We start from the raw sequence: 20,456 nt of genomic DNA, 5'->3' as shown, positions 1-20,456 counted from the left end.
ACCGGAATCGACTCAGATATGTTCAGAAATACCGCGCGGTGTCTCGACGCACTCCTCGTGATTGCGGGTGGACTGCTCGCCCATTGGATGCGATTCTCGACACCGATCGCGCTGTCCGATGTCGAGCGCCTTCTGATCGCTTTCAACTGCGTACTCGTGCTGCTGCTGTTTCCGGGCTTCGGCGTCTATGAGACGTGGCGCGGCAAGGCGCTGGCGCCGGTGCTCGCAAGAGTCGCCGCCGCGTGGCTGACGGTGGTTGCCACCGCGCTCGTGCTCGCGTTTACGCTGCACCGGATGGATACGGTGTCGCGCCTGTGGTTCGGCTACTCGACGCTGATCTCCGGCGTGCTGCTCATCGCGGCTCGCTGCGCGATGCACGTGGTATTACGCAGCCTGCGCCGCCGCGGCATGAACGCGCGCACCGTCGCAATCGTCGGCGCGCCGGGCTTTGCGCGCACGCTGCTCGCGCATCTCGAGCATGCGCCGCAGGCGGGTTTCAAACCGGTCTGCTTCTTCGATACCGGCGCCATGACCGATGCGCTCGGCACGGACATCGAAGGCGCGCATAACTATGGCGCGCGGCTGAACCGCCTGCCGGTGCTGACCGATCTGAACGCGTTCGCCGCCAGGGTGCGCGAAGAACGCGTGAACGAGGTGTGGCTCGCGCTGCCGCTTTCGCAGGAACATACGATCTATCGTTTCACGCACACGTTCCGGCATGACTTCGTCAACCTGCGCTTCATTCCCGACGTGCGCGGCCTGTCGCTGTTCAATCACACGCTCGTCGACGTGGTCGGTCTGCCGACGCTCAACCTGAGCGCGACGCCGTTCTCGCCGCCGCAGATGTGGCCCAAGCTGATGTTCGACCGTCTGTTCGCGGCGCTCGCGCTGCTCATGCTCGCGCCGGTCTTCATCGCGCTCGCGATCGGCATCAAGCTCACGTCACCCGGGCCGGTGTTCTTCCGGCAGACCCGCAAGGGCGTCGACGGACAGCCGTTCGCGATCTACAAGTTCCGCTCGATGAGCGTGCATCAGGAAGCGCACGGCCAGGTCACGCAAGCCACGCGCAACGACTCGCGCGTGACGAAGCTCGGTGGCTTCATGCGCCGCACGAGTCTCGACGAGCTGCCGCAGTTTCTCAACGTGCTACTCGGCCAGATGTCGGTGGTCGGCCCGCGTCCGCACGCGGTCGAACACGACGATCTGTACAAGGACCAGGTGTACGGCTACATGCACCGTTACCGCATCAAGCCCGGCATCACCGGCTGGGCCCAGGTCAACGGTTATCGCGGCGCGACCACCAAGGTCGAAAAGATGGAAGCTCGCGTGAAATTCGATCTCTTCTACATCCACAACTGGTCGTTCTGGTTCGACATGAAGATCGTGTTCATCACGATCTTCAAGGGCTTTATCGGCCGCAACGCATTCTGAGCATGCGAGGACGGGAACCGCTAATACCAGTCCCGTCATCGTCCCGACCTGCCGGCGCAGCGCCGACCTCACCCGTTGCCTCATCGCGCTCGATGCGCGGCGATTCGCACGAAACGGCGGTGGACCCAAAGCGCGCTTGCAGCCGTCAGCGCAGCCACAAGCTCAAACACAAACGCAAATACCGGCTAAATACAAACGCCAATGCCGGCGGCTCGATCGCAAGCCGCCGGCATTGGCGCGAATAGCAAGACCTCGAGGCGAAGCGTGGCGGCCGTCAGGCCGCCGCGGCGACGCGCTACGCCGCTTTCACAGAAACGCGCTGACGTCGGTCTGAAAACGCACGGCGAGCGCCTTGGCGACCTTTTTGCTGATCGCGCGCCGGCCCGCGAGAATATCGCTGACCACGGTCGGCGACGCGATACCGGCCAGATCCTTCTGCTTCAGTCCGTGCGTGATCAGCAGATGTCGCAGCACCTCGCGCGGCTCCGCTTTCGGAATCGTCACGTTGTGCGCTTTCCAGTTGCCGATCAGATCGGTCACGATCGCATGCAGATCGGCGAGCGGACTCTTGTCGTCGCTGTTCAGATGCTCGGCCAGCGAATTCGCGATCCGCGTCATCCGCTGATAATCCTCTTCGGTGCGAATGGGTGTGATCGGCAACTGGCCTTGCAGTGCGGCCCAGGTTTCAGAGATGTCGGGAAAAGATCCCGGAAAGCGATCGGCATTCATGAGATTAAATTCGTCCTCGTCCAAAGTCGCATAGGCACGTTTCGGTACGTGTGAACACGTGTCGCCGGATAACGCACGTACGACGACTACCCGTCGTAATGAATCGCCGCCGGAGCCGGCCGCCGCCCGTATCGAAAACGATGCAGTGGGACAGCGGCGAGCCCACGCCGGCGAAACGTCTGCTTCAGGTCGTTGTGGCCACGCGAGGCAAGCCTGCGCCAGTGAATACCGCGTCAATGGCGTACAGCGCGTACCCTGCTGATATTGATTTGTGAAGTCCTGCCATGCTTCCGATTCAATGATCCGCCCGCGACTGTCCTTGCAGGCAAAGCGCACACCGGCGGCATACGCTCTACACGCGAGAGCCAGACGGAGCGGATCGACAACCTGGCCGCCCGGATACGTCGAGGCCGAACGGCCAGCTACTGCTCGCTGCGAAGTCACTGCTTTACGACGAAACCTCATCGTTCTTCCATCGATCACTTCCCGCGCGAGGGACCTTGGCGGGAACCCCGGCACGGTCTGGCCTCAGTGCCCCCAGTTGCCTTTCGGTGCCGCGTCGCCGGGCCAGCCGGGCTGCCGCGCCACCACTTCGTGATCGCCCCACTCCACCGCCGCGACGCGCTCACGCAGGTCCGCCGCCGCAATCGCCCGCGTGACCTCGGCCATGAACGCGCGCCGGAACACCGCCGCCGAAAAGCGCCCGGCATTTGCACGGCAGGCCGCGGGGGTGATGGACTTGTGCAGCCGCTCGAAGCGGTTGATCGCATCGCGTATCGACACGGCCGTCTGGCGCGCGAAGAAAACGCCGGTGGGTTGCGCCTCGCCGACCGGCACCACCGTTTCGAGCGCGCCGCCGTTGCCGAACGCGATGACCGGCGTGCCGCAAGCCTGCGCCTCGAGCGGCACGCGGCCGACATCTTCGCCGGCGGCGCACACGAACGCGCGCGCGCGTTGCAGATAGTCCTTGAACACGTCGAACGGCTGATAGCCGAGGATCGTCACGTTCGCGCCGGCTCGCGCGCGAATCGATGCCATCCGCGGGCCGTCGCCGATCACCACCAGCCGGCGCTCCGGTGTCGCGTTGAACGCCTCGACAAGCAGATCGATGCGCTGGTACGGCACCATCCGCGACACGGTCAGATAGAAGTCTTCCTTCCGCGCGCGCGGTTCGAATTCGTCCAGGTCGACCGGCGGCGGAATCACCGCCGCGTCGCGCCGGTACGTTTTCATCAGATGGCGCGCGGCGAACTGCGAATTCGTGATCAGACGATCGACGCCGTTCGCCGAATTCGCATCCCTGCCGCGCAGGTAATGGAGCATCGCGCGCGCGGCCCACGACGTCGGCCCGCGCAGCAGATTCGCTTCGCGCAGATACTGGTGCTGCCGGTCGCACGCGTAGCGCGTCGGCGCATGCACATAGCTGATGTGCGTCTGATCGGGGCCGGTCAGCACGCCCCTCGCGACCGCATGGGAACTCGTGATGATCAGGTCGTAGCGGGACAGATCGAACTGCTCGACGGCGAGCCGCATCAACGGCAGATACGCGCGGTAGCGGCTGCGCGCAAACGGCAGACGCTGGATGAACGACGTGATGACCGGCTTGTTCGCGAGCAGCCGGCGATCTTCGAGAAAGTCGACGAGGCTGAAAAGATCGGCGTCGGGAAAGCACTTGATGATCTGCTCGAGCACCTTCTCGGCACCGCCGGGTGCGACGAGCCAGTCGTGCACGATCGCGACTTTCATATTTGTTTCCTACATGTCAGAAAACGCCACTGGGGCTCAACAGGAAGTGTATGTGCCCCATTCCTTACCGTGCGTGCGCGCGCCCACATTCGACGCGCGACAGTGAAGTCGTGCTGCTTTCCGACGCTCTGTTTCGCGCGCGTGTCGAAGCGCCCGGCGCGCGCGGGTAATCAGCAACGCGCGCGTATCGGGCGTCGAGAGGCAGGCCTCCGTACCGGATTGTTTACGCGCGGCGCCAGGCATTTTCCGCCAGGTGCGCGTGATCGCCACGCCGCTCGCGACACAGGTGCTCAGCGAGACGTGCCCGGAATTTTCAGTGGAGCGGTATTTACAGCGAATGGCGCGGGCGATCGAACAGGCCCTGCGCCGAGGAAGAGGAACTGCGAGGAGGATGCAGCGCGCGAGTCTGCCGAAGGCGGCTCACGCACTGCATGAAGAGCAGACGCGATCAGGAGCGTCGCTGCCTAGTTCCGGTCATATGTGATCGTCTGCACGCCGGTGTCCGTGCCGAGCAGGCACAGGTTCGCGCCGCGGCCCGCGAACAGGCCCACCGTCACGACGCCGGGCCATGCGTTGATGTGGGTCTCGAGCGTGCGCGGATCGCTGATGCTGAGACCCTTCACGTCGATGATCTCGTTGCCGTTGTCGGTGATGAACGGCACGCCCTCCTTCGTCACGCGCACGATGGGCACGCCGCCGAGCGCCGTCACGCGGCGGCCGATCGCAGTGCGCGCCATCGGCACGACTTCGATCGGCAGCGGGAAATTGCCGAGCGTGTCGACGAGCTTGCTGGCATCCGCGATGCAGACGAACACCTCCGACACCGACGCGACGATTTTCTCGCGCGTGAGCGCGCCGCCGCCGCCCTTGATCATCGCGCCGCCGCGATCGATCTCGTCGGCGCCGTCGACGTACACCGGCAGCGAATCGATCTCGTTGAGATCGAGCACCTTGAAGCCGTGCGATTGCAGCCGCGCGGTGGTGGCGAGCGAACTCGACACCGCGCCGCGATAACGGGATCGGGTGGCGGCCAGCGCGTCGATGAAGCAGTTCGCGGTGGAGCCGGTGCCGACGCCGATCACCGAGCCTTGCGGCACGTTGGCGTTCACGTAATCGGCGGCGGCCTGGCCGACCAGTTGCTTGAGTTCGTCTTGAGTCATGGGGGATGCGCGGGGGAACGGGGAAAAGCGCTAGTTTAGCGGAGAGGCGCGCGGGCCACTGGACTGGTTGGCCAGCGTGGCGCGCATCGAGCGCGCGCTCTCCAGGCTCATGCGATAAAGCGCAACAAAAACGCAGAATCATCCTTCGCCCATTCCATACCGCTGTAGTTGCTTGTTAGCTTCGCAGGTCCGCAAGACTACAGAGGACTTTCGAATGTTGCGGGAATACGATTCGGATAGCGTGCGCGTAAATCAGATCGGCCTGTCGCTCGATATCGCGGTGCCGCTCGGCTTCGCAGGCTCGATCAAGGCCGCGCGCGTCGCGCGGATCACTTCAAACCGCTGAACGAGCTATATCGGACGTCATGCTTCTCAATGAAATGAGAATCCAGGCTTGGGCTCAGTCTTGAAGTAGCCGTATTCCGCTAACTTTGATCAGGCAGGTTGCTGGAGATGTCCGATAAAATATGACCCCGGATCGCCACCCTCGGATGTATGAAATTTTTGGAGCCTATCTTAATCAGGATTACGACCGGTGGGGCACAACAATTCGTCAAATAGTCTCCTGCTATAAGGAAGACAGCTCACGGGAATATCATCATGAACTCATCAATGAAATTAATTCATTCGTGAATGAGCACCCTACTGATCTTGATTCCGCATTCGAAAAAAAGTATGACACTGGATTTTCCCCAAAATGGTGGGGATACACAACACAGGCCTTTTTTGAGGAGCTAAAGCGACTCCTACGGGAATAGCTGGGCAAGTGAAAATGTTTTTTTGCAGCGCGGAATCCACAATGATATGCCGTTCTACATTCTGACGATTTATCTTGAATATAAATCCCGGCTGTTGAGTCCCCGGAGGTGGAAAATTCATGGAAGTAACAGCAACGCATCATATCGACAGCAGTGAGCCTGACGAAAACGGAATGTACGACTATTACTACGAATACGACATCTACGAGTTTACTGACGGAAATATTAGCTATATAGCCAGGTCCTACATCGACGAACCATTAGACGCGCATTTCCTGAAGATGAAAGCCGATGGTGAACACGAGTGGCGAATAATGGGCGATCGGGATAGGGATACTCCCCTATTCACGGACGCTGTCACCTATCTCAGAGGCAAAGGAAAAATTAATATCCAATGCTTGTTTGAGGGCGGCTACAAGGATATTTGAAAACTCTCGAAGAAACTGAAGTCGTCTCATCGAGATGATATTCGCCGAATTTTTGTTGCAAGGGGATACTGTAATTGAAACGGCTCCTGAGCGAGTAGCCCGCCGTTTACCCCCATCACAGGCAACCACCCGGAAACACCACCGTGATCCGGGCGTACGCGCCCAACCGCCAGGCACTACTTCTTCACCGCCCGCTGCCGCACCGCCTCGAACAGACACACACCGCTGGCAACGGAAACGTTCAGACTCTCCACCGTGCCCGCCATCGGAATGCGCATGACGACATCGCAGGTATCGTGCGTAAGACGCCGCATGCCCTCGCCTTCCGCACCCGTTACGATCGCCACCGGACCATCGAGCTCCGTTTCATACAGGCTCTTCGTCGCCTCGCCGGCCGTGCCGACCACCCACACACCCGCGTCCTTCAGCTCGCGCAGCGCGCGCGCCAGGTTCGTCACGGTGATGTACGGCACGGTATCGGCCGCGCCGCTCGCGACCTTCGCGGCGGTCGCGTTCAGCCCGACCGCGCGATCGCGTGGCGCGATCACCGCGTGCGCGCCGGCCGCGTCGGCCACCCGCAGGCACGCGCCGAGATTGTGCGGATCGGTCACGCCGTCGAGCACGAGAATCAGCGGCGAGCCGGTGATGCCGTCGAGCAGCTCGGCCAGGTTCTGCGCGAGCGGCAGATCGCCCGCGCGCGCAACCACACCCTGGTGGCGCTCGGTGCGCGCGAGGCCCCACAGACGCGTTTCGTCGGCGGCGATCAGACGCACGCCGGCCTCTTTCGCGGCATTCAGGAATTCGGTCATCCGACGGTCCTTGCGCGTCGCGTCGTAATAAACATCCTCGACCGTCGACGCATCGTGCCGGATACGCGCGGTCACTGCGTGGAAACCGTATAAGACCTTGAGACGTGCCATGACTGAACAACCTTTGATTGGGCGCGCACGACGCGCGCCGCTGTGATGAAGATGAAGCCGGAAATCTGTACGTGCTTTCGTACGTGCTTTCGCGCCGCCGCGCGCTACGACACCAGAACGCCAAAACGCAGACCGCGCGCAACCGGCACGGCTTCACGTGCCCGCTGCGCGCGGTGTGGACGCTGCAATGGCTTCAGCGCTTCTTGCGTGCCTGCTTCGACGCCGCCTTCGTCGCGACGCCATGCTTCGCCGCGCCGCGCGCCGCGCGCGCTTCCTTGACCGCCGCGCTCTGCGCGGGTGGGGCCTTCTTGCGCCGTGAACCCGGCACCGCGCCGCCTTCCGCCGCCGGCAATGCACGCATGCGCGGCCCGCCGCCGTCGCCCTTCTCCGCCGCGACGCCGCGCGCCGCGGGCGGCTTGATCGGCGTATCGCGCACGAGCCGGAAGTCGATCTTGCGCGCGTCGAGATCGACCCGGCTTACCTGCACGCGCACGCGATCCGACAGACGATAGCGAATGCCGGTGCGCTCGCCGCGCAGTTCGTTCTTGATCTCGTCGTACTGGAAGTAGTCCGAGCCGAGTTCGGTGACGTGCACGAGACCTTCGATGAACAGCGAATCGAGCTGCACGAAAATGCCGAACGACGTGACGCCGTTGACCATGCCGCCATACTCTTCGCCGAGCTTGTCGCGCATGAAATAGCACTTGAGCCAGGCCTCGACGTCGCGCGATGCTTCGTCCGCGCGGCGCTCGTTCGCCGAGCAGTGCAGGCCGAGCTCTTCCCAGATCGCGACGTTGTTCGCGCGCGAACGGCCGCGCTTTTCGTCGTCGGCCTGCTGCATTGCGCGGGCGCGCGGCGACAGCGCGGTATTCAGCTCGACGCCGCGCGGCGGCTCCGGCTGGTACTTACGGCCCTGCAGGATCGCGTAGATCGCGCGATGCGTGAGCAGATCGGGATAACGGCGGATCGGGCTCGTGAAGTGCGCGTAAGCCTCGTACGCGAGACCGAAGTGGCCGATGTTGTCGGGACTGTAGACCGCCTGCTGCATCGAGCGCAGCAGCATCGTCTGCAGCATCGGTGCGTCGGGCCGGTCGCGGATCTGCGCCATCAGCGCCGCGTAGTCGCTCGCGTGCGGCGTGTCGCCGCCGCCGAGCGTCAGGCCCATGCCACGCAGGAAGGTGCGCAGATTCTCGAGCTTTTCCGCGCCCGGCCCCGCGTGCACGCGAAACAGACCCGGATGCTTGTTGCGTTTGAGGAAGTCGGCCGCGCACACGTTCGCGGCCAGCATGCATTCCTCGATCAGCTTGTGTGCATCGTTGCGGGTGCGCGGCACGATCTGCTCGATCTTGCCCTGCGCGTTGCAGACGATATACGTCTCGGTCGTATCGAAGTCGATCGCGCCGCGCTTCTGGCGCGCCGCGAACAGCGACTTGTAGACGCCGTACAGATTCTGCAGTTGCGGCAGCAACGCGGCGCGGCGGATCGCCTCCGGACCCTTGGTGTTCTTCAGCACCGCCGCGACTTCGGTATAGGTGAGCCGCGCGGCCGAATGCATGACGCCCGGATAGAACTGATAGCCCTTCACGTCGCCGCGCGCGGTGATGATCATGTCGCACACGAGCACGCAGCGGTCGACCTCCGGATTCAGCGAGCACAGCCCGTTCGACAGCTTTTCCGGCAGCATCGGAATCACGCGGCGCGGGAAATACACCGACGTACTGCGCTCGATCGCATCGGTATCGAGCCCGCTTTGCGGATGCACGTAGTGCGACACGTCGGCGATCGCGACGATCAGGCGGAAGCCGTCGCCACGGCCGACCTTGACCGGCTCGCAATAGACCGCGTCGTCGAAGTCGCGCGCGTCCTCGCCGTCGATCGTGACGAGCGGCACGTCGCGCAGGTCGATGCGATGACGGATATCGGTCGGGCACACTTCGTCGGGCAGACGCGCGGCTTCGTCGAGCGCGGCCTCGCTGAACTCGTGCGGCACGCCGTACTTGCGCACCGCGATTTCGATTTCCATGCCGGGGTCGTCGATATCGCCGAGCACTTCGGCCACGCGGCCGAGCGGCTGGGAATGACGGCTCGGGAAATCGGTCAGCTCGACCACGACGACCTGGCCGACCTTCGCCTTCCGCGTGTTCTGCGTGATCAGGATGTCGTGGCCGATGCGCTTGTCTTCGGGCGCGACGATCAGCGCGCCGTTCTCGTTGAGCAGGCGGCCGATCACGCGCTTGTTCGCGCGATCCGTGACCTCGACGATGTGTCCTTCCGGCCGCCCGCGCCGGTCATAGCCGACGATGCGCGCGAGCACGCGGTCGTTGTGCATGACCTTCTGCATCTCGCCGTTGGGCAGGAACAGGTCGTCCTGGCCGTCGTCGCGAATCAGGAAACCGTAGCCGTCGCGATGCCCCTGCACCCGGCCCGCGACGAAGTTCGACGGATGCGTGAGCTGATAGAGATTGCGCTGGTCGAGCCGGATCTGGCCGTCGCGCTCCATCGCGCCGAGACGCTTGAAAAATCCTTCGCGCTCCTGGCGCTTGATCGACAGGGCTTCGGCGATGTCGTTCGCGGCAAGCGGCGTTTCACTCGTGCGCAGCACGCCGAGGATTTCTTCGCGGCTTGGAATCGGATACGGAAATTTGCTCAAGGGTTTGTCGATGGTTTTTTCTCGTTGCATGGACGTCGGTCGGCAATATGGTCCGGCCTGGAAGGCGTTTGGGTAATGCGCTCAGTAACACCCGCGTTATACCTGCTTGACTGCGTTTGCACCGAAAACTGCCGGGGGCGGCTCGTTCAGGGCCGGGCACGGCCAACTTCACGGGCGTAGGGACACCGTATGCGCACCGTGCCAACGAACTACTGCGAGGCATTCTAACACCCGTGCTGCGCGCCAAGCGGGCCGTCCGAAGCCGTTCGCAGGCGGATCGCGATGGCTCGCGACGAGGCTCGGCCGGTTATGGCGAAACGCTTGACAGGCCCGAATCTGTCGCTATAATGCCGGTCTTCGCTGTTCATCGCCTGCCCAGGTGGCGAAATTGGTAGACGCACTAGGTTCAGGTCCTAGCGGTGGCAACACTGTGGAGGTTCGAGTCCTCTCCTGGGCACCACGAGGCTGTATAGCCGTAGTAAAGAGAAGTCTGGAAGACCCCGTAAATCATTGAATTTGCGGGGTTTTTTGTTTATTGCTGTCCAGGCTGGAACACGGCGAGCCAGATGCGGATGAGTGCGTTTTTAAGTACATTGAAAGTTCGAGATCACTCGATGTACTCACCCTGTCTCTTACCGTCGGCGAAGTCGAAGCCGGCCGCCCCTGGCCGAAGCCCTACGGTGTCGCCGATGGCGACGGTCTGGTCCTCTGGGTCACCGGAGGGCAACAGGTTCTGGCATTTCCGCTATCGCTTGCGCGGCAAGCAGCCGTGCATCTCGTTGGGACGCCACCCTGAGGTCACGCCTCAGAAGTCCAGGCAGCAGGCGGCGGCATACCGGACCCTCGTCGCTAACGGCGCCGATCCGGGCGCGAAACGCAGTCCGGATGTACCTCGACAAGGACATCCTGCCCGAACTCGATTCGATCAAGCTGGTAAACATCCCGCGCGCCGACTGCGCCCGAGTCCAGAAACGTTTCGAAAAGCGTGACGCGCTGAATGTATCGAAAAAAGCCCGCGGATGGTTACGCGAAATCTTCAGTCAGGCTACTGCCTGAAGCGCGCTTGTGAGTTCCGGCACGACACTGAACAAATCATCCACGACGCCATAATCCGCCACACTAAAAATCGGCGCTTCTTCGTCCTTGTTGATCGCGACGATCACCTTCGAGTCCTTCATGCCCGCCAGATGCTGGATCGCACCCGAGATGCCCACCGCGACGTACAGTTGCGGCGCGACGATCTTGCCGGTCTGGCCGACCTGGTAGTCGTTCGGCACGAAGCCGGCATCCACTGCTGCACGCGAGGCGCCCAGTGCGGCGTTCAGCTTGTCTGCGAGCGGTTCGAGAACCTTGGTGTAGTTTTCGCCGTTGCCCAGACCCCGGCCGCCCGACACGATGATCTTCGCGCTCGTCAGTTCCGGACGGTCCAGCTTCGTCACTTCGCGGCTCACGAATTGCGAGAGGCCGCTGTCGGCTGCCGCCTCGATCTTTTCGACCGCCGCGCTGCCGCCTTCGGCCGCCACTGGATCGAAGCCGGTCGAGCGCACGGTGATGACCTTGACCGGGTCCTGGGATTGAACGGTCGCGATGGCATTGCCCGCGTAGATCGGACGCTCGAACGTGTCGGCGCTATCCACGGCGGTGATGTCGCTGATCTGCGCGACGTCGAGCTTCGCCGCGATACGCGGCGCGATGTTCTTGCCGTAAGCAGTCGCCGGCGCGAGGATGTGCGAGTAATCCTTCGCGATGTTCAGCACCGTTGCTTCGACGTTTTCCGCGAGGCCTTCGGCGAGTTGCGGCGCGTCGGCCAGCAGCACCTTGCTGACGCCCGCGATCTTCGCCGCGGCATCGGCCGCGGTCTGTGCGTTGTGACCTGCCACCAGCACGTGGACGTCGCCGCCAATTTTCTGTGCCGCTGCAATCGTATTCAGCGTCGCGGCCTTGATCGACGCATTGTCGTGTTCTGCAATTACCAGATTCGTCATTTGCTCTGTCTCCGTGTCTCTTAGAGCACCTTGGCTTCGGTCTTCAGCTTCTCGACCAGCGTCTTCACGTCCGGCACCTTCACACCGGCGGAGCGCTTCGGCGGCTCGGCGACTTTCAGCGTCTTCAGACGCGGCGTGACATCGACGCCGAGGTCTTCCGGCTTGACCGTTTCCAGCGGTTTCTTCTTCGCCTTCATGATGTTGGGCAGCGTCACGTAGCGCGGCTCGTTCAGGCGCAGGTCGGTCGTGACGACAGCGGGCAGCGTCAGCGACAGCGTTTCCGCGCCGCCGTCCACTTCGCGCGAAACCGTTGCCTTACCGTCGGCTACGACGACCTTCGATGCAAACGTCGCTTGCGGCAAACCAGCGAGCGCGGCGAGCATCTGGCCGGTCTGGTTCGAATCGTCGTCGATCGCCTGCTTGCCGAGGAGTACCAGTTGCGGCTGCTCCTTGTCCACGAGCGCCTTGAGCAGCTTCGCGACCGCGAGCGGCTGCAGGTCTTCGTTCGACTCGACGAGGATCGCGCGGTCGGCGCCGATGGCGAGCGCGGTGCGCAGCGTTTCCTGGGCTTGCGCAACGCCTGCGGAAACCGCGATGACTTCCGTCACCACACCCGCTTCCTTCAGCCGCACCGCTTCCTCGACGGCAATTTCGTCGAACGGGTTCATCGACATCTTCACGTTCGTGATGTCGACGCCCGTGCCGTCCGATTTCGCGCCGACCTTGACATTTGCATCCACCACGCGCTTCACTGCTACGACGACTTTCAAACGGTATCTCCTTCATTCGAAGAAACAGCCGACGCGCTCGCGCGTCAGCGGCTCGGTCACACCACGATTCCCGCACCGCGCTTCGGAATGAGCACCGTGCGCTCGAAACGCAGAAATTCCTTTCCGTCCGCCTTGAGTCCAACCGTTCTCACGGTAACGATGCCCTGAGTCGGACGCGATTTCGACTCGCGTTTCGAAAGCACTTCCGATTCGGCGTAGATCGTGTCCCCCACGAATACCGGCGAGGTGAGCGTTACCTTGTCCCAGCCGAGATTGCCGATTGCGTGCTGACTGACGTCCCGCACGCTCATGCCCACCACCATCGATAACGTGAGGCAACTATTGACCAGCGCTTGCCCAAATTCCGATTTCGCCGCATAGGCATTATCAAAGTGCAGCGGATGAGTGTTCATGGTTAGCAACGTGAACCAGATATTGTCCGTTTCCGTAATCGTTCTGCCAGGCCGATGTTCGTAAATATGCCCCGGCTCGAAATCCTCGAAATAGCGGCCGGCACTGTCCCGAAACCGGACGCTCTTTTCTATCGTTTCACTCATTGCCTGTACTCCTTCGACTGTTTATTTCGAAACGTGCATCGCCCGGCCTGCACCGAGGAACACGCCGTTGTGTTCTCCGAGCGCCGGCGCTCGCAGGTCCGGCGCAGCCGGTTGCCGGGCAAAGCGGACGGGAGGTGCGATGTGACGCCGTCCTGCCTCGTCGATCAACACCATCTCGCGCATCACGGCGTTATCGTCTTCGAGTGCCTCCGGCAATGTCTTCACGATGGCGTAACAAAGGTCGAGGGTCGACAGGCTCGCATCCCACTGCGCCGCCGTCCGGGTGAGGAACGTTTGCGCGAGGAAATCGATCACTGGCTGTTGATGCGGCCCCGGGCCGCGCGCGCACAACGCCTGAAGATCGAGCCGACCAAGAAAGCCGAGCAGCGACTCGACGAACCTGGGTTCCTGCCCCGCCAGCGACAGATAGCGTCCGTCTGCCGTGCGGTAGGTCCGATAGAACGCCGCGCCGCCCGTGGTGCGCTGGTGTTTGGCAACGGGCTGCTCGCCATGGGCCATCGCGGGGCCGAGAATGTTCAGGCAGCCCGCGAGCATCGCGTCGTGCATGCCGATATCGATGAAGTCCCCCTCGCCTGTCCTTTCGCGTGCGAGCAGCGCCATCAACACCCCGGAAACGCCCTGCAGCCCCGCCAGCAGATCCGCCACCGGCACGCCGGGCAGCGCCGGTTCATCTTGCATGCCCAGCGTCATGCTCAGCACGCCGCTGAGCGCTTCGACGGCCAGATCGTGCGCCGGGCGCGCCGCGTAAGGCCCTGTCTGTCCGAACGCGCTGATCGAGCAATAGACGATGCGCGGATTGCGTTCGCGCACCCGCTCGTAGTCCACACCGAGACGCTTGACCACACCCGGCCGGAACGATTCAACGAATACGTCCGCCGTTTCGCAAAGCGCGAGCAATGCCTCGCGCCCCGCTTCGGTCTTCAGATCGAGCGTGACGCTCTTCTTCCCCCGATTCAGGTTGCGAAAGAAAACGGTCACGTCTCCATCGACGGGGCCGATCTGGCGTCCCGGATCGCCGCCTCCGGGCTGCTCGATCTTGATCACTTCCGCTCCGTGATCGGCAAGCGACAGCGTGAGGTAAGGCCCGGGCAAAAACGAGGAGAGATCGAGTACGCGAATACCGGCAAGCTTCATTTCAACGCCTCCTCCTGTTGCGAGAGCGCCTGAAGAATGGCGGCATTATCTTTCCCGAGCGCGGAACACGACTTTTGCGTCAGACGCAGCCCGTCGATTTTCAACGGATTCGCCAGCATGCGGAAATCGGCGCGCGCGGGGTGCGGCACGTGGCTGATCATGCCGTTACGCGTCAGCAGCGGATTGCGCAGCGCCTCTGCAACGCTCAATACCGGCCCGATCGGCAGACGTCCCTGCAGCTTCGCAAGCCAGTGCGCCGTTGTCGCACCACGAAAGATTGCGTCGAGCCGCTCGCTCAGCGCCGCGCGATTCGCGTGCCGCGCGGCGGCATTCGCGAAGCGCGGGTCGTCACCCAGCGCCCGGGCATCGACGCCATCGAGCAGCGCCTGCCAGAATTTATCAGTCATGCACATGATGAAGATCCAGCCGTCAGCGGTGGGGAACGTCTGCACTGGCGTGAGCGAGAAGTGTGAACTGCGGGGCTGACGTGTCACGTTATGCCCTTCGTTCAGATTCCAGATTGCCGCATAGCCCAGCTGGTGCAGCGCCACGTCGAACAGACAGGTATCGACGTCGCACCCCTTGCCGCTCGCGCGCGCGCCGAGAATCGCCGCTAGCAAGCCCAATGCGCCGGTAATGCCGGTCATGTGGTCGATGATCGAAGGCGCGCCGAGGCGCGACGGCGGACCGTCGGGCTCGCCGGTCAAGTCCATCAGCCCGGATTCCGCCTGCATCAGATAGTCGTATCCCGGCCACGACGCGCGCTCGTTGTCGCGGCCGTAAGCGGAAATATGCAGGCAAACGATAGCCGGGTTAACCTCGCGCAGTCCCGCGTAGTCGAGCCCCATCTTCGCGGGCAGGTCGCCGCGCAGGTTGTTGACGAGCGCGTCCGACGATTCCACGAGCTTGCGCAGCGTCGCCTTGCCCTCATCGGTGCGCAGGTCGATCGCGAGGCTGCGCTTGTTCGCGTTCCAGGTCTGGAAATACTGGCTGTCGGCCTCGCCGAGGAAATGCGGGCCCGTCCGCCGCGCGGGGTCGCCGCCTATCGAAGCGTTCTCGATCTTGATGACCTCTGCACCGAGATCGGCCAGAAACATGGAGCCATAAGGGGCCGCGCCGAACTGCTCGACCGAGACGATGCGGATTCCGTTGAGCGGTTTCATGCGATCGCATTCCTCTTGATCCACTGCTTCGCGATGATGATGCGCTGCATCTCGTTGGTACCCTCGCCGATGCAGGTGAGCGGTGCGTCCCGGTAGAGCCGCTCAATGGGATATTCCTTCGAATAACCGTACGCGCCGTGAATGCGCAGCGACTCCGTGCTGTTCTCGAGCGCCGCCTCCGAAGCGAAATACTTGGCCATGCCCGCCTGCATGTCGCAACGCTCGCCGCGATCGAACGCCTCTGCCGCGTCGAGCACGAGAAGCCGCGCGGCGCGCGCGCGCGTGGCCATTTCGCCGAGCTTGAGCTGGATGGCCTGGTGTTCCGCGATGGGCTTGCCGAAGGTCTTGCGGATTTGCGCATACTGGGTCGCAAGCGCGAGGGCACCTTCCGCAATGCCTACGCCGCGCGCCGCTACGTTGATGCGCCCCAGTTCGAGTCCACCGGTCGCCTGATAGAAGCCCTGGCCTTCCACGCCACCGATCAGGCAATCGGCCGGCACCCGGTAGTTGTCGAACACGAGCTCAGCGGAGTCGATCGACTTGTAACCGAGCTTTTCGAGCTTGCGGCCAACGGTGAACCCTTCGGCCTTCGGCGCGATGAACAGGCTCATGCCCTTGTGACGCGGCTGCGCATTCGGATCGGTCTTCACGAGCAGCGCGAAGCACGAACCCTCCACACCGTTGGTAATCCAGGTCTTCGTGCCGTTGATGACGTAATGGTCGCCCTCGCGCCGTGCGGTCATGCGGATGCCCTGGAGATCCGTGCCCGCATCCGGCTCGGTCAGCGCAAGGCCGCCGCGGATCTCGCCGCTCGCCAGTTTCGGCAGCCACTGAGCCTTTTGCGCATCGGTGCCGAACTTTTCGACGGCAAGCGCAAGCATCAGATGCGAGTTGACGATGCCCGTGATCGCCATCCACACCGACGAAATCCGCATGATGATCTGCGCATACGTCGTGGCGGGCAGCCCGAGCCCGCCGTACTCCTGGCTCACCGTGGCGCCGAACAGCCCCAGCTCCTTCATCTGCTCGACGATCCTGATCGGATAGCTGTCCTCGTGGTCATGACGCATCGCCACCGGCTCGACTTCCCGTTTGAGCCATCGATCGATGGCGTCCAGCAACTGCGCCTGCTCAGCAGACTCGATGGTCCGGTCGTTCATCCCTTGCTCCTCCACAAAAAATTTGCTTTACTGGTCTGGCCTCTCAACATGTACGTACAACTCTATTCCTGGAGTTTCATGATGTCAACCAGACCAGTCAAAAATCTTGGGCAATTTTGCGCATAATGCGCGTACCTGGTGTTTACCGGCATAGCAACATTATCATCTTGTACGTACATGTATAGTTCTGGAAACAACGAACATCACGCGCCTCATGGCGACGCAAAGGAGACGTTATGCAAACAGCAAGCCCCAACGCCGGCGCCCGCCTCGACCGGCTGCCGGTATCGCGTTTTCATTGGCGCATCGTGGGTCTCGTCGCGGGAGGCATGTTCCTCGACGGCTTTGAAATTTATCTGGGCGCAGCCGTGCTCAGTGCGCTGCTCAAGACCGGCTGGTCCGATCTCGCGCACAACGCCCAATTCGTCTCGCTCACTTTCGCCGGAATGGTGCTGGGCGCGTGGCTCGCCGGTGTGCTCGGCGACCGCTATGGACGGCGCTTCTCGTATCAGGCCAACCTGTTGCTGTTCGGCGTGGCTTCGCTCGCGGGCGCGTGCGCGCCGGACATGACATGGCTCGTCATAGCGCGCTTTTTCATGGGCATCGGCCTTGGCGCGGAGATTGTCGTCGGCTACGTCACCGTAAGCGAATTCGTGCCGCCGGCGCAGCGCGGCCGGTGGGGCTCGGCGCTGTCCGCGCTGACCAATCTCTCGCTGTTCGTTTCCGCCCTGCTCGGCTACCTCATCATTCCGCGCTACGGCTGGCGATGGATGTTCGTGATCGTCGGAACCGGAGCCCTCGTCGTGTGGTATCTGCGCAAGAAGATGCCGGAGTCGCCGCGCTGGCTGGAATCGCACGGTCGCAACGAGGAAGCGGAGCAAGTGCTCGCGGCAATCGAAGCGGAGGTGGGCAACGTGCAATTGCTGCCGCCCGTGGCGTCCACGCTTCGGCAACCGCCGCGGCAGCGGCCGTTCACGGCGCTCTTCTCGCGGGCGCTGATTCGCCGCACGCTCGTCGCGAGTGTCATCCTCATCGTGCTCAACACCGTGATCTACGGCTTCATTGCGTGGATCCCCTCGTTCATGGCCAAAAGCGGCATGAGCATCGTGAGTTCGCTCGGGTTCGCCACGCTCATGTCGCTCGGCGGCCCCGTCGGCGGGGGCATCGGCATGCTGGCTGGCGACCGCATCGGCCGCAAGCCCGGCATCGTCATCTTTTCCGCGCTGGCGATCGTGCTCGGGGCGCTCTATCCGAACGTCTCGGCGCCGGCGCTGCTCGCCATCATCGGCTTTGCGCTCGTGACCACCATCTACGCGATGGTGGCATTCGCGTGGGCGCTTTATGTGCCCGAGCTTTTCCCCACCGATCTGCGCATGCGTGGCTCGGGCTTCTGCAACACGCTGGGCCGGCTGATGACCGTGCTCACGCCGTGGCTGGTCGTCTGGCTGTACGGGCGCTATCAGCTCACCGGGGTCGTCGTCGCCATGCTCGCGCTCCTCGTCGTGCAGATACTCGTGGTGGCCACGTTCGGCATCGAAACACGAGGCATCTCGCTCGAAACGCTTGCTCCTGAGGAGGACGCCGATGCCTCGAATCTCAGCATCTCCGCGCTCGTAAGCGGCAGCCATGGGCAGGATTCGTAGCATTTCCCCGTCACCGTTCACTTTCACTCCATTGCCATGTCCAATTCACCTTCTGACGCACACAACGAATCCCGTTCCTGGCTATTCGTACCGGGCGACCGCGCGGATCGTTTCGCGAAAGCGCTAGCCGCGGGCGCGGACGCCGTCATCGTCGATCTCGAAGACGCCGTGGCGCCGCCGGACAAGACGCGCGCGCGGGACGCCGTCGCGACATGGCTCGACGCTGGCGCGGCCGATGGCCGCCGCAACGTCTACGTGCGCATCAATGGAGCCGACACGGCGTGGTTCGCCGAAGACGTCGGCGCCTTTGCCGCTCATCCCGGAGTCCGCGGCATCATGCTGCCCAAGGCTGCCGATACTGCGGTGCTCGACGCGGCGCGGGCGCGTGCGCGCGTTGGCTTGCGCCTCGTTCCTCTGCTCGAATCGGCCGCAGGCTTTGCAGCGATACGCGAAATCGCCTCGACGCCCGGCGTCGAGCGGCTCGCGTTCGGCACCGTCGACTTCCAGGTCGACACCGGTATCGGCGGGGACGGCGAAGAGCTGTCCTTCTTCCGGTCGCTGATGACCTTCGCGTCGCGTGTGGCCGGCATCGGCAGTCCCGTGGACGGCGTCACCACTACCATCGACGACGCCGACGCCATCGAAGCCGCCGCGCGGCGCGCACGGCGATTCGGCTTCGGCGGGCGCCTGTGCATTCATCCGCGCCAGATCGTACCGACGCATCGCGGCTTTGCACCCGCCATGGAGGAGCGCATCTGGGCGCAACGCGTGATCGAAGCCGCGGAGGCAAGTTCGGGATCGGCAACGGTGCTCGACGGCAAGATGATCGATGCGCCCGTGATCCAGCGCGCCAGGCTCGTTCTTGCCGCCGCACGCTAGGCGGCGCGGCATTCGAAGCGACTCCAGAAATGAAAGCAGGCGGCCGGATAACCCGGCCGCCTTTCGCGCAGCGGTCAGACTAGAAGCGATGCGTAATGCCAACGCGCACAGCGATCTGGTGATTGCTCGCGGAAGGGGTTTGCCCCGTGATATAGGCAACCGCCGGCTGGCCGAACGAATCGGTGCCGCTCGCGTGCTGGTACACGACGATCAGATAGGTATCGGTGCGCTTCGAGAGGAAGTAGTCGGTGCCCGCCTGAACCTGGTGATAGGTCGCCGCCCCGCGATCGTCCGCGCCGCCCGCATGCGTATAAACGTAAGCGAGGCCCCCAAGCCATGCAGGGGTAATCTGGTACCTGAAGTTCGCCTCGACGTTGTCGAACGACGCATTGCCCGAATAGCCCAGCGGATTCGGCCCGGAGTTCGAACCGAGGCCTCGGAACTGAACATTCGAGTAGTTCACACCGAACGTTGCGCTGCCCAGCTGATACGAGCCGGCGGCGCTGACGATCTGCGTCGTCGAGGCCGACGCATAGCCTGCGTAGATCGGGTTCGACTGCGGCGCGGTCGCGGAGCCCAGGCTGCCGAGGTTATTGCTCGCCGCCGTCGTACCGGCATTGGGGTTCGTGCCATAGAAGGACAGATTCGGGTTCCGCGCATTGAGGTAACCCACGCCCAGACCAAAGGGGCCGTTATAGTACGATGCGCCGAGCGACCACACCTGATTGCGGCCCACCGAGCCCGGCACTCCACCGAAGCTGTACAGGCCACCGAATTTCAGACCATGGTAATCAGCGCTCGCGAACTTCACGGCGTTGTTGATGCGGCGTGTGTTCAATGTGTTGTCGATATCGCCGGCATGCCCTCCCAGATACCCAGCCCAGATGGCCCCGGACTGAAAAAGCTGCGTGTAGTCAACGACCGGGTCATACTGGCGTCCGAACGTCACCGTACCGTAGGGATTTTGCAGCCCGACATAAGCCTGCCGTCCGAATTCGGCGCCGCCTTGTGCCAGCGTTCCATTGCCGATCGCGAAACCGTTCTCGAGCACGAAGATCGCCTTCAGGCCGCCGCCCAGATCTTCCGTTCCTCTGAGGCCCCAGCGGCTGCCGCGAATGCCGCCGGTAGCGCCATCCTGAAACGAGTACTGATTGGCGCCGTGCAGACCCGTGGCAGAGCGCCCCGTCTGAACGTTGCTCGTGTAGTTGAGGCCCGCGTCGATCACCCCGTAGAGCGTGACGCTGCTTTGCGCGAACGCGAGCGGCGTGCCCGCAAGCGAGCTAACGGCTGCGGCAATCGCCAGTCTTGCAAACTTCATTTAA

Annotated in this window: 19 protein-coding genes, 1 tRNA gene and 1 pseudogene; 9 read left to right on the top strand and 12 right to left on the bottom strand. The window is 63.0% G+C overall.

Annotated features, from left to right (window positions below):
- The first annotated feature begins 18 nt into the window (after positions 1 to 18).
- A complete protein-coding gene (locus QM685_RS12775) occupies positions 19 to 1,431 on the top strand; it encodes an undecaprenyl-phosphate glucose phosphotransferase (RefSeq protein ID WP_415116353.1) in 1,413 nt (470 codons plus the stop codon).
- A gap of 306 nt (positions 1,432 to 1,737) precedes the next feature.
- On the opposite strand, the gene QM685_RS12770 is transcribed toward QM685_RS12775, so the two are convergent.
- The 3 genes from QM685_RS12770 to rpiA all read right to left on the bottom strand — a co-directional run bounded on the left by QM685_RS12770 (position 1,738) and on the right by rpiA (position 5,066).
- Positions 1,738 to 2,160, bottom strand: coding sequence for a helix-turn-helix domain-containing protein (locus QM685_RS12770; protein WP_415116351.1), 423 nt, complete (start codon positions 2,158 to 2,160; stop codon positions 1,738 to 1,740).
- A 528-nt stretch (positions 2,161 to 2,688) separates the two neighbouring features.
- Positions 2,689 to 3,906, bottom strand: coding sequence for a glycosyltransferase (locus QM685_RS12765; protein ID WP_415116349.1), 1,218 nt, complete (start codon positions 3,904 to 3,906; stop codon positions 2,689 to 2,691).
- Between the two features lie 464 nt (positions 3,907 to 4,370).
- Entirely contained in the window at positions 4,371 to 5,066 is a 696-nt protein-coding gene (gene rpiA, locus QM685_RS12760; RefSeq protein ID WP_415116347.1) for a ribose-5-phosphate isomerase RpiA, read from the bottom strand.
- Positions 5,067 to 5,280: 214 nt separating this feature from the next.
- Here rpiA and QM685_RS12755 point away from each other — a divergent pair, with 214 nt between their 5' ends.
- The 3 genes from QM685_RS12755 (at position 5,281) to QM685_RS12745 (ending at position 6,252) form a co-directional block, all read left to right on the top strand.
- Positions 5,281 to 5,412 carry a hypothetical protein gene (locus tag QM685_RS12755; RefSeq protein WP_415116532.1) on the top strand — a complete coding sequence of 44 codons (132 nt, stop codon included), beginning with the start codon at positions 5,281 to 5,283 and terminating at the stop codon, positions 5,410 to 5,412.
- Positions 5,413 to 5,533: 121 nt separating this feature from the next.
- Complete coding sequence (locus QM685_RS12750; protein ID WP_415116345.1) at positions 5,534 to 5,824, top strand: contact-dependent growth inhibition system immunity protein; 291 nt, start codon at positions 5,534 to 5,536, stop codon at positions 5,822 to 5,824.
- Positions 5,825 to 5,943: 119 nt separating this feature from the next.
- Positions 5,944 to 6,252 (top strand): hypothetical protein, encoded by a 309-nt coding sequence (locus QM685_RS12745; RefSeq protein ID WP_415116343.1) that lies wholly within the window; start codon positions 5,944 to 5,946, stop codon positions 6,250 to 6,252.
- 176 nt (positions 6,253 to 6,428) lie between these two features.
- Here QM685_RS12745 and rlmB read toward each other — a convergent pair whose 3' ends face one another.
- Positions 6,429 to 7,172: a 23S rRNA (guanosine(2251)-2'-O)-methyltransferase RlmB gene (gene rlmB / locus QM685_RS12740; RefSeq protein ID WP_415116342.1), complete on the bottom strand. Its 744-nt coding sequence runs from the start codon at positions 7,170 to 7,172 to the stop codon at positions 6,429 to 6,431.
- Positions 7,173 to 7,365: 193 nt separating this feature from the next.
- Positions 7,366 to 9,852 carry a ribonuclease R gene (rnr, locus tag QM685_RS12735; RefSeq protein ID WP_415116341.1) on the bottom strand — a complete coding sequence of 829 codons (2,487 nt, stop codon included), beginning with the start codon at positions 9,850 to 9,852 and terminating at the stop codon, positions 7,366 to 7,368.
- A 343-nt stretch (positions 9,853 to 10,195) separates the two neighbouring features.
- On the opposite strand from rnr, the gene QM685_RS12730 reads away from it, so the two are divergent.
- The 3 genes and pseudogenes from QM685_RS12730 to QM685_RS12720 all read left to right on the top strand — a co-directional run bounded on the left by QM685_RS12730 (position 10,196) and on the right by QM685_RS12720 (position 10,878).
- A tRNA-Leu gene (locus QM685_RS12730) sits at positions 10,196 to 10,282 on the top strand.
- 106 nt (positions 10,283 to 10,388) lie between these two features.
- Positions 10,389 to 10,640 (top strand): annotated as a pseudogene (locus tag QM685_RS12725) (Arm DNA-binding domain-containing protein); the annotation flags it as partial.
- Positions 10,641 to 10,707: 67 nt separating this feature from the next.
- Positions 10,708 to 10,878, top strand: a complete 171-nt coding sequence (locus tag QM685_RS12720; protein WP_415116530.1) for a hypothetical protein — start codon at positions 10,708 to 10,710, stop codon at positions 10,876 to 10,878.
- Here QM685_RS12720 and QM685_RS12715 read toward each other — a convergent pair.
- Genes QM685_RS12715 through QM685_RS12690 form a run of 6 tightly spaced genes read right to left on the bottom strand, consistent with a single transcriptional unit; the run spans position 10,863 to position 16,612 of the window.
- Positions 10,863 to 11,807 (bottom strand): electron transfer flavoprotein subunit alpha/FixB family protein, encoded by a 945-nt coding sequence (locus QM685_RS12715; RefSeq protein ID WP_415116339.1) that lies wholly within the window; start codon positions 11,805 to 11,807, stop codon positions 10,863 to 10,865. The genes QM685_RS12720 and QM685_RS12715 overlap by 16 nt on opposite strands.
- Positions 11,808 to 11,827: 20 nt before the next feature.
- Entirely contained in the window at positions 11,828 to 12,577 is a 750-nt protein-coding gene (locus QM685_RS12710; protein WP_415116338.1) for an electron transfer flavoprotein subunit beta/FixA family protein, read from the bottom strand.
- A 56-nt stretch (positions 12,578 to 12,633) separates the two neighbouring features.
- A complete protein-coding gene (locus QM685_RS12705) occupies positions 12,634 to 13,134 on the bottom strand; it encodes a MaoC family dehydratase (protein ID WP_415116336.1) in 501 nt (166 codons plus the stop codon).
- Between the two features lie 21 nt (positions 13,135 to 13,155).
- Positions 13,156 to 14,289 (bottom strand): CaiB/BaiF CoA transferase family protein, encoded by a 1,134-nt coding sequence (locus tag QM685_RS12700; RefSeq protein WP_415116334.1) that lies wholly within the window; start codon positions 14,287 to 14,289, stop codon positions 13,156 to 13,158.
- Complete coding sequence (locus tag QM685_RS12695) at positions 14,286 to 15,452, bottom strand: CaiB/BaiF CoA transferase family protein (RefSeq protein WP_415116332.1); 1,167 nt, start codon at positions 15,450 to 15,452, stop codon at positions 14,286 to 14,288. Before QM685_RS12695 ends, QM685_RS12700 begins: the two co-directional genes overlap by 4 nt.
- Positions 15,449 to 16,612 (bottom strand): acyl-CoA dehydrogenase family protein, encoded by a 1,164-nt coding sequence (locus QM685_RS12690; protein WP_415116330.1) that lies wholly within the window; start codon positions 16,610 to 16,612, stop codon positions 15,449 to 15,451. The genes QM685_RS12695 and QM685_RS12690 overlap by 4 nt, the downstream gene beginning before the upstream one ends.
- 236 nt (positions 16,613 to 16,848) lie before the next feature.
- Here QM685_RS12690 and QM685_RS12685 point away from each other — a divergent pair, with 236 nt between their 5' ends.
- Together QM685_RS12685 and QM685_RS12680 are read left to right on the top strand one after the other, a co-directional pair.
- The gene (locus tag QM685_RS12685) at positions 16,849 to 18,255 is read left to right on the top strand and encodes an MFS transporter (protein ID WP_415116328.1); all 1,407 of its coding nucleotides are present in this window, start codon (positions 16,849 to 16,851) and stop codon (positions 18,253 to 18,255) included.
- Positions 18,256 to 18,291: 36 nt separating this feature from the next.
- The gene (locus QM685_RS12680; protein ID WP_415116326.1) at positions 18,292 to 19,134 is read left to right on the top strand and encodes an HpcH/HpaI aldolase/citrate lyase family protein; all 843 of its coding nucleotides are present in this window, start codon (positions 18,292 to 18,294) and stop codon (positions 19,132 to 19,134) included.
- Between the two features lie 79 nt (positions 19,135 to 19,213).
- Here the strand turns inward: QM685_RS12680 and QM685_RS12675 are convergent, their stop codons facing one another.
- Positions 19,214 to 20,452 (bottom strand): porin, encoded by a 1,239-nt coding sequence (locus tag QM685_RS12675; RefSeq protein WP_415116324.1) that lies wholly within the window; start codon positions 20,450 to 20,452, stop codon positions 19,214 to 19,216.
- Positions 20,453 to 20,456: the final 4 nt, after the last annotated feature.

Origin of the sequence: Paraburkholderia sp. (genome assembly GCF_047605525.1) — a bacterium.
GTDB lineage: Bacteria > Pseudomonadota > Gammaproteobacteria > Burkholderiales > Burkholderiaceae > Paraburkholderia.
This window is presented reverse-complemented; position numbering and strand designations above follow the sequence as displayed.

What these genes read in the sequence shown, in the direction of transcription:
- QM685_RS12775 (WP_415116353.1), top strand. Translation starts at nt 19, where the DNA reads ATGTTCAGAAATACCGCGCGGTGTCTCGACGCACTCCTCGTGATTGCG.
- QM685_RS12770 (WP_415116351.1), bottom strand. Translation starts at nt 2,160, where the DNA reads ATGAATGCCGATCGCTTTCCGGGATCTTTTCCCGACATCTCTGAAACC.
- QM685_RS12765 (WP_415116349.1), bottom strand. Translation starts at nt 3,906, where the DNA reads ATGAAAGTCGCGATCGTGCACGACTGGCTCGTCGCACCCGGCGGTGCC.
- rpiA (WP_415116347.1), bottom strand. Translation starts at nt 5,066, where the DNA reads ATGACTCAAGACGAACTCAAGCAACTGGTCGGCCAGGCCGCCGCCGAT.
- QM685_RS12755 (WP_415116532.1), top strand. Translation starts at nt 5,281, where the DNA reads ATGTTGCGGGAATACGATTCGGATAGCGTGCGCGTAAATCAGATCGGC.
- QM685_RS12750 (WP_415116345.1), top strand. Translation starts at nt 5,534, where the DNA reads ATGACCCCGGATCGCCACCCTCGGATGTATGAAATTTTTGGAGCCTAT.
- QM685_RS12745 (WP_415116343.1), top strand. Translation starts at nt 5,944, where the DNA reads ATGGAAGTAACAGCAACGCATCATATCGACAGCAGTGAGCCTGACGAA.
- rlmB (WP_415116342.1), bottom strand. Translation starts at nt 7,172, where the DNA reads ATGGCACGTCTCAAGGTCTTATACGGTTTCCACGCAGTGACCGCGCGT.
- rnr (WP_415116341.1), bottom strand. Translation starts at nt 9,852, where the DNA reads ATGCAACGAGAAAAAACCATCGACAAACCCTTGAGCAAATTTCCGTAT.
- QM685_RS12720 (WP_415116530.1), top strand. Translation starts at nt 10,708, where the DNA reads ATGTACCTCGACAAGGACATCCTGCCCGAACTCGATTCGATCAAGCTG.
- QM685_RS12715 (WP_415116339.1), bottom strand. Translation starts at nt 11,807, where the DNA reads ATGACGAATCTGGTAATTGCAGAACACGACAATGCGTCGATCAAGGCC.
- QM685_RS12705 (WP_415116336.1), bottom strand. Translation starts at nt 13,134, where the DNA reads ATGAGTGAAACGATAGAAAAGAGCGTCCGGTTTCGGGACAGTGCCGGC.
- QM685_RS12700 (WP_415116334.1), bottom strand. Translation starts at nt 14,289, where the DNA reads ATGAAGCTTGCCGGTATTCGCGTACTCGATCTCTCCTCGTTTTTGCCC.
- QM685_RS12695 (WP_415116332.1), bottom strand. Translation starts at nt 15,452, where the DNA reads ATGAAACCGCTCAACGGAATCCGCATCGTCTCGGTCGAGCAGTTCGGC.
- QM685_RS12690 (WP_415116330.1), bottom strand. Translation starts at nt 16,612, where the DNA reads ATGAACGACCGGACCATCGAGTCTGCTGAGCAGGCGCAGTTGCTGGAC.
- QM685_RS12685 (WP_415116328.1), top strand. Translation starts at nt 16,849, where the DNA reads ATGCAAACAGCAAGCCCCAACGCCGGCGCCCGCCTCGACCGGCTGCCG.
- QM685_RS12680 (WP_415116326.1), top strand. Translation starts at nt 18,292, where the DNA reads ATGTCCAATTCACCTTCTGACGCACACAACGAATCCCGTTCCTGGCTA.
- QM685_RS12675 (WP_415116324.1), bottom strand. Translation starts at nt 20,452, where the DNA reads ATGAAGTTTGCAAGACTGGCGATTGCCGCAGCCGTTAGCTCGCTTGCG.